This window comes from Undibacterium sp. Ji83W (assembly GCF_049340385.1).
Lineage (GTDB): Bacteria > Pseudomonadota > Gammaproteobacteria > Burkholderiales > Burkholderiaceae_D > Undibacterium.
Genome location: NZ_JBMPOZ010000004.1, coordinates 114,703 through 127,081, shown reverse-complemented (window position 1 = coordinate 127,081; position 12,379 = coordinate 114,703). Strand labels below are relative to the sequence as shown.

At 49.4% G+C, this 12,379-nt stretch carries 9 protein-coding genes; 5 read left to right on the top strand and 4 right to left on the bottom strand.

Annotated features, from left to right (window positions below; genetic code table 11):
• The first annotated feature begins 39 nt into the window (after positions 1-39).
• The 5 genes from ACO0LD_RS09625 to ACO0LD_RS09605 all read left to right on the top strand — a co-directional run bounded on the left by ACO0LD_RS09625 (position 40) and on the right by ACO0LD_RS09605 (position 4,383).
• Positions 40-375 (top strand): ArsR/SmtB family transcription factor, encoded by a 336-nt coding sequence (locus tag ACO0LD_RS09625; RefSeq protein ID WP_423006128.1) that lies wholly within the window; start codon positions 40-42, stop codon positions 373-375.
• An 8-nt stretch (positions 376-383) separates the two neighbouring features.
• The gene (locus tag ACO0LD_RS09620; RefSeq protein ID WP_423006126.1) at positions 384-641 is read left to right on the top strand and encodes a hypothetical protein; all 258 of its coding nucleotides are present in this window, start codon (positions 384-386) and stop codon (positions 639-641) included.
• A gap of 217 nt (positions 642-858) precedes the next feature.
• Positions 859-1,839, top strand: a complete 981-nt coding sequence (locus ACO0LD_RS09615; RefSeq protein WP_423006124.1) for an alpha/beta hydrolase family esterase — start codon at positions 859-861, stop codon at positions 1,837-1,839.
• Between the two features lie 367 nt (positions 1,840-2,206).
• A complete protein-coding gene (locus ACO0LD_RS09610) occupies positions 2,207-2,431 on the top strand; it encodes a helix-turn-helix domain-containing protein (protein WP_423006122.1) in 225 nt (74 codons plus the stop codon).
• Positions 2,431-4,383: a DUF2075 domain-containing protein gene (locus tag ACO0LD_RS09605; RefSeq protein WP_423006120.1), complete on the top strand. Its 1,953-nt coding sequence runs from the start codon at positions 2,431-2,433 to the stop codon at positions 4,381-4,383. Before ACO0LD_RS09610 ends, ACO0LD_RS09605 begins: the two co-directional genes overlap by 1 nt.
• A 46-nt stretch (positions 4,384-4,429) precedes the next feature.
• On the opposite strand, the gene ACO0LD_RS09600 is transcribed toward ACO0LD_RS09605, so the two are convergent.
• The 4 genes from ACO0LD_RS09600 to dnaA all read right to left on the bottom strand — a co-directional run bounded on the left by ACO0LD_RS09600 (position 4,430) and on the right by dnaA (position 12,117).
• Entirely contained in the window at positions 4,430-5,773 is a 1,344-nt protein-coding gene (locus ACO0LD_RS09600; protein WP_423006118.1) for a hypothetical protein, read from the bottom strand.
• A 254-nt stretch (positions 5,774-6,027) separates the two neighbouring features.
• The gene (gene gyrB, locus ACO0LD_RS09595; RefSeq protein WP_423006116.1) at positions 6,028-8,523 is read right to left on the bottom strand and encodes a DNA topoisomerase (ATP-hydrolyzing) subunit B; all 2,496 of its coding nucleotides are present in this window, start codon (positions 8,521-8,523) and stop codon (positions 6,028-6,030) included.
• A 220-nt stretch (positions 8,524-8,743) separates the two neighbouring features.
• Positions 8,744-9,850: a DNA polymerase III subunit beta gene (gene dnaN, locus ACO0LD_RS09590; protein WP_110254682.1), complete on the bottom strand. Its 1,107-nt coding sequence runs from the start codon at positions 9,848-9,850 to the stop codon at positions 8,744-8,746.
• Positions 9,851-10,722: 872 nt separating this feature from the next.
• Positions 10,723-12,117: a chromosomal replication initiator protein DnaA gene (gene dnaA, locus ACO0LD_RS09585; RefSeq protein ID WP_423006114.1), complete on the bottom strand. Its 1,395-nt coding sequence runs from the start codon at positions 12,115-12,117 to the stop codon at positions 10,723-10,725.
• Between the last annotated feature and the right edge of the window lie 262 nt (positions 12,118-12,379).

Genomic DNA, 12,379 nt, shown 5'->3' with positions numbered 1-12,379 from the left:
TGCGTATACATCGTGACACGTGTAAGGTATTGTTTACACATGAAAGAAATTAAAAATAATTCGATCACAGGTGATCAGTTGCTGGAAGTGCTGGCGGCGCTGGCCAACCCGCACCGCTTGCGCATCATTGCCCTGCTTGAGACGCAAGGGCGCAACTACATCAGCCAGTTGGCGCGAGAAGTAGGCATCAGCCGCCCCTTGTTGCATCTGCACCTGCAAAAGCTTGAGGCTGCCGGCCTGGTCACCAGCCAGCTAGAACTGTCTCATGATGGCAAAGCCCTTAATTATTTTGAAGTATCCAGTTTCGCTCTCACGCTCTCGCCACGCGATATCGCCGCGGCGGTGGCTTCCCTGAACAACAATCCAGAATCATAGAGGTCACCATGTCCCAAAATGTCTTTTTTGCCGCGCTCTTCTTCCCTGCCGCTGCCGCAGTCATCATCTTTTTCATGAAATACGTATCCCAGGTCTTGCAGGCACGGGTGCGTCTTGGCCAGGACGAAGCCTACCGTGCCCTCGCAACCCAGGCAGCCGCAAGCCAGGCCGAGACAGTGGCAGCGCTGGCCACGACCACTGCAGCCCTGGCAGAGATCCAGGGCAGGCTCGTGGCGGTAGAAAAGATACTGCGCGAAGTTGAATAGACGACTAATCGCAGTATTTGCACGATCAGCACGATCAACGCCATCAGCGTCATCAAATCAGCGCGCGGTCTCAGCTTGTTACCTGCGCCACCCAGCGGCCATTAGGAGTTAAGCAAATGCACCATGCGTCATCGTCTCGCCTGTCTGTGCCCAGGGCGCTTTACCTGTTTATTACTGTCGCGCTTCCATCCACGCACCCAGCTACTGAAGGTGCAAGATGAAACGAGTACTACGCTGGTTTGCCTGGAGCCTGCTGGGCCTGCTTGCCCTCATCGCACTGTGCGGTGCATTGTTTGCCTACTTCATTTATTCCCCGGCACCCGTTCGCCCCGCCTTGTCTGGCACCCTGCAAAAAGGCAGTATTGAAGCAGGCGGCATCAAGCGCACCTACATCAGCTATGTTCCACGCAACCTGCCCAAAGGCGCACCGCTGGTATTGGTCATGCACGGCTCAGGCCAAAGCGCAGAAGACATACGCGTAGAAACCGGTTACGGCTTCGAACGCCTCGCCGACCAGCACGGCTTCGCCATCGCCTACCCCGACTCCTACAGCTTTGACTGGAACGATTGCGGCAAAGTCGGCGACTACCAGGTCAATGGCCGCGACATCGACGACGTCGGCTTCCTCAATGTCCTGACCGACAAACTCATCAACGATCTCGGCACAGACAAGACCCGCGTGTTCGCCACAGGCGTGTCCGCAGGCGGCTTCATGTCACTACGCCTGGCCCTGGAATCCCCAACCCGCTTCCGCGCCGTGGCTGCAGTATCCGCCAGCGTACATGTCCCCCAAAACTTCCGCTGCAAACCCACAGGCACCGGCGGAACCTCCGTCATGATCATGAACGGCACCAAAGACCCGCTAGTGCCATACTACGGCGGTGAAGTGAACCTGCTAGGCCTGTTCTACAAATGCGGCGAAGTACTCAACGCACGCGCATCCGCACAATATTTCGCAGACCTGAACAAGATCACAGCGATACCCACAGCACAGACGACCGCAATATCAGGTGTCGATGTAGAACGCATAAGCTGGAAGCAAGATCCCAGAACAGAAGTTGAACTCGTCGCTATCCACGGCGGTGGACATGGCCTACCGCAACCATACTACCGACGCGCCCGCTTGCTGGGGCCGTCGCCGATGGCACCGAATGGGGTGGAAATGATTTGGGAATTTTTTGTGCGGCAATTGCGGTGAGGATTTTGCTACTAGTGTTGCTAGCGCACCAAATACGGCTTATCAAAAGCCAGCGATCAGCTCATGCTGATTACCAATCTAGATTTCATAAGTATTGCAATCATGTTGCCTCGCCGCTAAGTGGCACTAGCATGCCATTGCGTTCTTGATAGTTAGACCAGGCTCTTCCCATGGCTTAGGCACGACCACCTATCACCCATGGCAACGCGCTCTTCAACCTGTCCCTCACATCTCTAAAATTAAAATGCCAAAACTCTAACAGGTGATGGCAGAATATTGCCATTAAAGTAATTATGTGACTCATAGTCCGTAGACCTATAAGTCACATGCCTACATCATCACTTATGAATCAACAATTGGTAAAGTGATGGCGGATCAAAATTTAATCGAGTTTGGACTTCATCTAAAACGGTTACGTGTTGCACGTGGTTTAAGCCAAGAACAGTTGGGACTCATAGCAGAATTAGATCGCACTTATATTAGCGGTATAGAGCGAGGTGTGAGGAACGTTAGTCTTGTAAATATTTATCGTATCGCCAAAGCACTTGGTTTGTCAGTAGCAACACTCTTTCCGTCGAAAGAAAATCAATAATGTCGAATCGTGCTTTTTATACAGCCGATGTGACATCGTTCTTGAATGAATCGACCGACTCGATTATCGGTAAAATCACACAAAACCATTCTCAGGAATTATTACATCAGCAAACTGGTGCATGGCTAAGTCAGATAGATATCTTGCAAGAAAATCTGCAAGGCTTTAACGAAGGCTATTTATTTTTTGAGTTTCAAATTCCACGTATGGGCAGGCGTGCTGATGCAGTGCTTATCTACAAAAATATTATCTTTGTTCTGGAGTTTAAGGTTGGCGCCGAAGACTATGCCGCGCAAGATATCAGGCAAGTACACGGCTATGCTATTGATCTGCACCATTTTCATGAAGGAAGTCACGACAAGATTATCGTGCCAATATTGGTGGCAACGCGTGCATCAGTAACGCAAAGCGGCTCTATGCAGCAAGTCGATAGTGTTTATGATCCATTGCGAGCCAATAGCACCACTTTACGTAACACATTGCAATATTGTGTTGACCATATTAGCAATCCGCCGGCAATTGAGTTCTATATATGGCTCCATTCTTCCTATAAGCCTACACCTACAATTGTCGAAGCAGCGCAAGCACTTTATGCGAGTCACGATGTGAGTGACATTGCCCGCAACGATGCGGGCGCACAAAACTTGCATGTCACCTCGCAAGCATTAAAAGAAGTAATTCATCAAGCCAGAATACATCAACGAAAAATTATTTGTTTTGTCACAGGTGTGCCAGGTGCTGGTAAGACTTTAGTCGGACTAAATATAGCTACAGACATCAGCGCCGAAAAAGAAGAGCATGCTGTCTTCTTATCAGGTAACGGACCGTTGGTAGAGGTTTTGACCGAGGCACTTGCGCGTGATTCGGTAATACGCAAAGCGCATAAAAATAAAGCAGAGGCTTTACGTGCAGCAGCAGCTTCCATCCAAAATATTCACAAATTCCGTGACGAATACATTAAAGACAAAACTGCTCCATCAGAACGCGTAGTGATCTTTGATGAAGCACAACGAGCATGGGATCAAGAAAATACTTCAAAATTTATGACCACTAAACGTGGTCAAAAAGATTTTTCCCAATCTGAACCAGAGTTCTTGATCAGCGTGATGGATCGTCACGATTGGTGTGTAATCATTGCATTGATCGGCGGTGGGCAAGAAATCAATACAGGTGAAGCAGGTTTGCAAGGGTGGGTCGATGCATTGGAAAAAGATTTTCCTGATTGGCATGTTTTCTATTCGAGCAAACTCTCTCAAGTCGAATATGCTGGGCGCGACATTAGCTTTGCGGGCATTGCAAGAGCGCAAGCACAAAATAGTTTTCATCTAGCCACATCGATGCGATCTTTTCGTGCAGAAAAACTTTCGCACATGGTGCATTACTTGATACATAACGAGCCAGAAAAAGCGCGTGCATGCTACCAAAATTTCAAAGATAAATTTCCCATTGTCGTCACTCGTGATTTACAACAAGCCAAAGCGTGGATCAAACAACGCGCTCGCGCTAATGAAACTAAAGGGGTTATTGCTTCAGCGGGTGCAGTACGTTTAAAACCTGAAGGCATATTCGTAAAAAATAGGCTCTCCGCGGCTGATTGGTTTTTGAATGAACAAGACGATATACGTTCATGTCATTTTTTAGAAGATGTAGCCACCGAATTTGATATTCAAGGCTTAGAACTCGATTGGTGTCTAATTGGGTGGGATGCCGATTATCGCTATGTTGACGGACAGTTTGAGCATTGGAGATTTACCGGCACAACTTGGAAACGTCGCCAGAATGAAGAGCAACGACGTTACTTGGAAAATGCATATCGCGTCTTGCTGACAAGGGCGCGGCAAGGCATGGTGATTTTTGTGCCCGAGGGTGTTGTAGAAGACGGGACACGATTGCCTGAGTATTTAGATGAGACTTTCGCGTATTTGGTGAAATGTGAACTAGATGTAATATAACTATGTTTACTTTATTATGGATATTCTCATTTTTGTTCAAATCAATCTAGTTTTCTGGTTTTTTAAATACAGGAAATGCCTTAAAAACTGAATTGATTGCGCTTGCAGTATCAATCCCATTTCTAACCATATCTGCAAATAACAACATAACTTGAGCTTCCATCCCGCGAGCCAAAGCACAAGTCATGAGCTGTCGAGTTGGCTCAGCAAGTTCACCGATCGACAATTTGGAATCAACACTATAAGGCAATTCTGTATCTGCGAAAATAGACATAACCGTTGTGCCTTCCGTTTCTTCATCTATTCCAAATATTTCCTTAAATACTTGTCCCAGCGTTCCCGAAGACTGACTCTCGGGGCGACTCCATCTTTTTAATGTAACTTGACCCACTTGCACCTTTTCAAGGAAACGTGAGATTTTCCCTGGTATGGTTGCGGCGGCTTTTTCTCGGTTATAGTAAGTCCTAGTAGATAGCGAGGCGGCATCCTTCACAATCTTCCAAATTGCTGACCACATATGCGCAACGCTGTAAGTCCTAAGCGCGGTTCGAAATATACTTTGAATTTCTTCATCATCTTCAGTTGTTGTGTAAAGGCCGTGCATTTCGCATTGATCCAAAAGATAACGCATGCAGTCGGTAGTTGCATAATCAAGCCAGAGATTTAGAATTGCTTTGTGATTATCGAATGGACGTAAAACTAGAGTATTAAAAGCATCTTCATTGGCAACGAAAGTAGAATTTGGAGTTAAGGAATAAACTACTTGATCAGACTTATGCCAAAGCTGATTGTCTTTAACAAAATATGTCCCAGCTACTGCTTCACTCGGATTATCAATAATAGCCACAGATTTGTACAATTTTTTGATGAAATCTCCTACATAACACGGTACAAGTGCTCGGCAGTCGGAGCGCATAAATGTACTTGTAAATAGACGTGGATTTATTGCTCGCTCTAGCGCAATTAAGATCAGAGCGATGTCATCAGGTAAATCGATGTAAGCAATTTTGCGTGATGAAGCTAATTCAGAAGCAGTAGCTAACCGACGTTGCAGATCAGCTCCAATTTTTGCTTCAGCCTCGCGCAGTTCTTCATCGATGACTCGCTGACAGGCAGCGCATGGTTGGCGCATTTCTTGGTGTGACGTTTTTATTTCAGATCGACTAGCGACTTCTTGGTATTTGCCACACTGCTTGCAAATTTGATTCATATCCCAAGCTTGCGAAATACTTCGGATAAATGCAGAGAGCTGTGTAGTGCTTGTAATATGGTAAAACGGAAGCAAATCTTTTACGCTCTCTTTGAATTTACCATCAGAATTCATGGCCCAATAACGCTCAACTATAGAAATCTCATCGGGAGTATTGGAATAGATATCAAGTTCGATCATGTCGATAATATTTAAGCGCGAGCAATTGATGGAAAATAGCAAATAGATGTAATTTTTATAGATGTTCTAGGCGCGACAATAAAAGTCGATGGGCTTATTTATGATTTATGAACGAACAAGCGTATCGTTTTTCTATTCAATTTTTTTCTGATTAAAATTGATTTTGCCTCAAAAGCTAAGGCCCGTCGTGCATTAAACATGACGGGCCTTTGTCGTTGTATTTACAATTTAAAAGGCGCCGAGGCGCTTGATTATCAAACGTCAATATTCCCCGCCCTCAACGCATTCGATTCAATAAATGCCCTGCGTGGTTCCACGTCGTCGCCCATCAGTGTTGTAAAGATCTGGTCGGCGGCAATCGCGTCTTCTATCTGTACTTTGAGCAGGCGGCGGACTGTGGGGTCCATGGTGGTTTCCCAGAGTTGGCTTGGGTTCATTTCGCCCAGACCTTTGTAGCGTTGTTTGCTGACGCCGCGTTCGGCTTCGTCGCGTAGCCAGAGCATGGCCTGGTGGAAGTCGTGGACGGCGATTTCCTTGGCTTTTTCGCCTTCGCCACGGCGGATGAATGCGCCTTCTGTGAGCAGGCCTTTGAAGGTGGTGGCGGCGTTTTCCAGTACCTGGTAATCGGCACCGTCAACAAAGTCAGCATCGATGCTGCTGACCTTGATGTTGCCGTGGTACAGGCGTTCTATGCGCAGGCTGAATGCGCCTGAGAGTTCGTCGCTGCGTACTACTGCTTTCACCGCATTGTCGCCGATGGCGGCGGTCAGGGCGATGGCGGATGCTTCTGCGTTTTCTGCGTTATCCAGTTTCAGCGTGACGCCAGTCATGATGGCGGTGAGGGCAGCGCGGTCGATGACGCGGGTCAGGCGCATCATGATGGCGTTGGCGAGGTTGTACTGGCGTACCAGTTCGCCCAGGGCTTCGCCAGTGATAGGGGCTGCGCCTGTGCCTGGCGTGAGGGATGCGCCGGTCAGGGCCACTGTCATCATGTAGGTGGCTTCTTCTGCATCATCCTTGAGGTAGCGTTCATCGCGGCCTGCCTTGACTTTATACAGTGGTGGCTGGGCGATGTAGATGTGGCCGCGTTCTACCAGTTGTGGCATCTGGCGATAGAACAGGGTCAGCAGCAGGGTGCGGATGTGGGCGCCATCGACGTCCGCATCGGTCATGATGATGATGCGGTGGTAGCGCAATTTGTCGGCATTGAATTCGTCCGGGCCAATGCTGGTGCCCAGGGTGGCGATCAGGGTGGTGATCTGCTCACTGGACAGCATTTTTTCAAAGCGGGCTTTTTCTACGTTGAGGACTTTACCGCGCAGTGGCAAGATGGCCTGGAACTTACGGTCACGGCCTTGCTTGGCTGATCCACCCGCAGAGTCACCTTCGACGATGTACAGTTCGCACAGGGCCGGGTCTTTTTCCTGGCAGTCTGCCAGTTTGGAGGACAGGCCCAGGCCGTCCATGACGCCTTTGCGGCGTGTCAGTTCGCGGGCTTTGCGGGCTGCTTCACGGGCGCGGGACGCCTCGACGATTTTGCCGCAAATGATTTTGGCGTCGTTTGGTCGTTCTTGCAAAAAGTCAGACAGGGTCTTGGCGACGATTTCTTCTACCGGGCCGCGCACTTCACTTGAGACGAGTTTGTCTTTGGTCTGCGAGCTGAACTTTGGTTCTGGCACTTTGACGGACAAGACGCAGGTCAGGCCTTCGCGCATGTCGTCGCCCGTGACTTCTACCTTGGCTTTCTTGGCGTATTCGTGTTCTTCAATATACTTGTTGATGACGCGGGTCATCGCGGCGCGCAGGCCGGTCAGGTGGGTGCCACCGTCACGCTGCGGGATGTTGTTGGTGAAGCACAATACCTGTTCATTGTAGGCGTCGTTCCATTGCATGGAGACATCGACAGTGATGGTGGTGTTCTGGTCAGACTGGCGTTCGCCAGTGGCCTGGAAAATCGTCGGGTTGAGCACGCTTTTGTTTTTGTTGATGTATTCAACAAAGCCACGTGTGCCGCCTTCAAAGGCAAACAATTCTTCTTTGCCGGTGCGGTGGTCGTTGAGCTTGATGCGTACGCCATTATTCAAAAAGGACAATTCGCGTATGCGCTTGGCCAGGATTTCATAATGGAATTCAACATGGGTAAAGATTTCTTCATCTGCCCAGAAGTGGACTTCAGTGCCGCGCTTGTCGGTGTCACCCAGGACTTTGATGGGTGAGGTAACGATGCCATCAACGGTTTCGAGTTCGCGGTTTTGAGGTACGCCACGGACAAATTCCATCGCATACATTTTGCCATCGCGGCGGATAGTCAGCTTGAGCAACTTGGACAGGCCATTCACGCAGGAGACACCCACGCCATGCAGACCGCCGGATACTTTGTAGGAGTTTTGATCGAACTTGCCACCCGCATGCAGCTCGGTCATGACGATTTCTGCGGCGCTGCGTTTTGGGTCGTGCTTGTCATCCCATTTGATACCGGTAGGGATGCCGCGGCCGTTGTCAGTGATGGAGATGGAGTTGTCGCTATGGATGGTGACATTGATCTCGGTACAGTGGCCTGCCAGGGATTCATCAATGGAGTTATCCAGCACTTCAAAGACCAGGTGATGCAGACCGGTGCCGTCCGAGGTGTCACCGATGTACATGCCGGGGCGTTTGCGCACGGCTTCCAGGCCTTCCAGAATCTGGATTGAAGACGCGCCGTATTGATTGGGCTGCGCTGGAGTGTTGTCTTGGGTGTTATCGGACATGGCTACCTTCTAAAAAAACGAACTGTTTTGGACAATTTTGTAAATCGCCCAATGTGAAACTTATTCAGGGACTGCTTTGTCATTCTGGTACAGGTGGGATTCAGTGTCTTGGGTGTTGATGCATCAGGGCATAACGACACTGGATTCCAGCCTGCGCTGGAATGACGGTATTAAGATCGCCGTGGATATAGTGTCCACGGCATCTGTCGATATCTACAACTTATATCCGCATCGGCATGACGACATATTTAAAGTCGGTGTTGTCGGGGATAGTGATCAGTGCGGATGAATTGGAGTCGCCCAAAGACACCGATATCTGGTCGCATTTGAGGTTATTCAATACATCAAGCAGATAGCTGACGTTGAAGCCGATGTCCACGCTGTCGCCACCGTAGTCGATTTCGATTTCTTCTATCGCTTCTTCCTGGTCGGCATTGGTCGACAGGATCTGCATGAGGCCAGGGGTGATGACGCAACGTACGCCCTTGAACTTGTCAGATGTCATGATCGCGGCACGCTGCAATGAACGCAGCAATTGCTCGCGGCCCAAAGTGAAGCTGTTTTTATAGCCTTTTGGGATGACGCGGTTAAAGTCAGGGAACTTGCCCTCAACCAGTTTGGAGATCAGTTCGATATCGGCAAAAGTCAGTTTGACCTGGTTGTTGGCGATGTCGATTTGCACCGGGTCTTCTTTGTCTTCCAGCAGGCGCTGCATCTCGATGATGGTCTTGCGCGGGATGATGACTTCATGACGCGGGAACTCTTGCTCGACTTCGACCTGGCAAAATGCCAGACGGTGACCATCAGTTGCGACGGCGATGACGTTCTTGCCATCGACGACCAGCAGCAAGCCATTCAGGTAATAACGAATGTCTTGTTGCGCCATCGAGAAATGCACCATGTTGAACAGGTGCTTCAGGGTTTTTTGTGGCAGGTTGACGCTGGCATTGAAATGCTCGGCCTGAGCAACGGTAGGGAATTCTTCTGCCGCCAGGGTTTGCAAGGAGAAGCGCGACTTGCCTGACTGCACGCTCATCTTTTTGTTTTCAAGCTTGAGGACAACATCATTGTCATCTGGCAGGGCGCGCAAAATATCCAGCAATTTGCGGGCCGCCACAGTCGTGGCAATGCTGTCACCGCCAGAACCAATGGCTGCCTTGGTCGTGATCTGCACTTCTATGTCTGTCGACAGGAACGACACCTGTTCACCGTCTTTGCGAATGAGGATATTGGCCAGAATCGGCAATGTATGCCGACGCTCGACAATACCACTCACAATTTGCAAAGGCCGGAGCAGGGTGTCCCGGTGGGTTTTAACCAATTGCATTTGAATATCCTCACTTTGTATGGTGACAAGGAACTTAACTATTTCTTGCTGCTTTTATAGATTGCTTCACATATTTACTGCGGTCTTGCTTGTTACTTTGGTGCGCATGGCGCACTTTACAAATTTGTTCGTCGTTCTGTGCAAACGGCTCTTGCGCAGATGGATCCCAGCCTTCGCTGGGATGACGTTAATACTTTTCTTGTTGCTTCAAACATCTGATACGTCAATGCGACCCGTAGCCTCAAAACCGTCATTCCAGCGCAGGCTGGAATCCCGTGGCGTTTGTTGCATACGCGTATCGCTGATTCCAGAGCAAAACCTTGCCAACCCGTAGAGTGCGTCGTGCGCACCGTTTTAGCTGGCTTTACTGCCGTGGTGCGCATGGCGCACCCTACAAATTTTCATTTCCTCCCTTTCAAGGGGAGGGTTAGGGTGGGGATGGGTTTCGGTTGATCAATCTTCAATCAAATTACGATAGAACCCCATCCCAACCTTCCCCCTTGAAGGGGAAGGAGTCACCTCATATTGCCAAATTTTTATGTCACCCTGTGCAAATGATTCTTGCGCAGATGGATCCCAGCCTTTGCTGGGATGACGTTAATACTGTTCATGCAGCTTTAAACAGCTTGCTGCTTTAATTCTGGTCGCACTCTCAAAACCGTCATTCCAGCGCAGGCTGGAATCCCGTGGCGTTTGTTGCTTACGCGTATCGCTGATTCCAGAGCAAAACCCTTGCCAACCCGTAGGGTGCGCCGTGCGCACCGCACTTGTCCGGCTTTATTGCCGTGGTGCGCATGGCGCACCCTACGAAACTGCCATACAAATTACTGCCAAAACCATTCCAACTTGCACATCCTACAACATCCAGCCCATCAACCCTTGAGCGTTTGCTCTAATACATGCAATTCATGATTGCATTCCGGATTCTTGGTGCGGTCTGCGGTGATCTTGCGGACTGCGTGCAAGACCGTTGTGTGGTCGCGGCCGCCGAAGAGTTCGCCGATTTCTGGCAGGCTCTTTTGCGTAAGTTCCTTGGCCAGGTACATCGCAATCTGACGCGGCCTGGCGATATTGGCCGGACGCTTTTTCGAATACATGTCGGCGACTTTGATGTTGAAAAAGTCAGCCACGGTCTTCTGTATGTTCTCTACGGATATCTGGCGGTTTTGTACCGATAGCAAATCCTTCAGGGCTTCTTTCACCACGTCGATGGTGATTTCTTTACCATGGAAGCGTGAATAAGCCAAAATCTTGCGCAATGCGCCTTCGAGTTCGCGCACGTTGGAGCGCAAATGCTTGGCAACGAAGAAGGCGACGTCGTCGGAAATATTCACACCTTCTGAATGGGCTTTCTTGAGCAAGATCGCTACGCGCATTTCCAGCTCTGGCGGTTCAATCGCAACTGTCAGACCAGAGTCAAAGCGCGAAATCAGGCGGTCATCCATGCCGGTGATTTCTTTTGGGTAAGTATCACTGGTGATAATGATCTGTTTCTTGGCGGCGATCAGGGCTTCGAACGCGTAAAAGAATTCTTCTTGCGTACGGCTCTTGCCGCCAAAGAATTGAATATCATCGATCAGCAACAAATCCAGCGAATGATAATAACGCTTGAACTCATCAAAACCCTTGCGCTGGTAAGCGGTCACTACGTCGCGTACGTACTGTTCAGCGTGGATGTAGCGTATCTTGGCATTGGGGTTATCAACCAGGATCTGGTTGCCGATGGCGTGGATCAAATGTGTCTTACCCAGGCCAACACCGCCATATAAAAATAATGGGTTGTAGGAAACGCCAGGGTTATTCGCCACCTGGATGGCTGCAGCGCGGGCCAATTGATTGGCCTTACCGGTGACGAAGCTGTCAAAAGTCAGGTCGGAATTAATACGGCTTTGTTCGCGGCGCGGCGATACTTCTGGCGCAGCAGGTTCAGACATCATTTCTGGCACGCTGCCCTGGGCATCAAGGTCGGCATTCAAACCTTGTGAACGTGGTGTGGCCGCCGCTGCAGGAGCAGGTTTTCTGTTGCCACGCGGGTCGAGCACAAACTGCACTTCCACTTCTTCATCCCAGAATTGGTTAGCCAGGTCAGTGATGCGGTTGGCGAACTGCGCTTTGACCCAGTCCAGTTTGAAACGGTTGGGCGCAGCGATCCGCAGCTTGCCGTTTTCAAAGTCAAGCGGGAATAGCGGTTTGATCCAGGCGCTATATTGCTGTGGTGGAAGCTCTTGCTCAAGTTGGGACGAACAGGCCTGCCAGAAATTTTCCATGTATGACTTTAATTATTAAATGCAAATGCGCGGTGCCGAATTAAATTCTACCGTTGCGATCTTAGTAAGTAAGACTTTAATAAGAACTACCGAGAGGCTTGCACCTCTATCGCTGGGTGAGTTGTCTGAAAGACATAAAACGGTGCCGCGCTAATCCGCTATTTTAACCCCGCTTGACCGAGTTATCCACAGGTTTGGGTTTAAATTTATTCTTTGCATTGCACCAATAGGTGTGCCCTGGTTGATTAATTTTTGCGCTAAG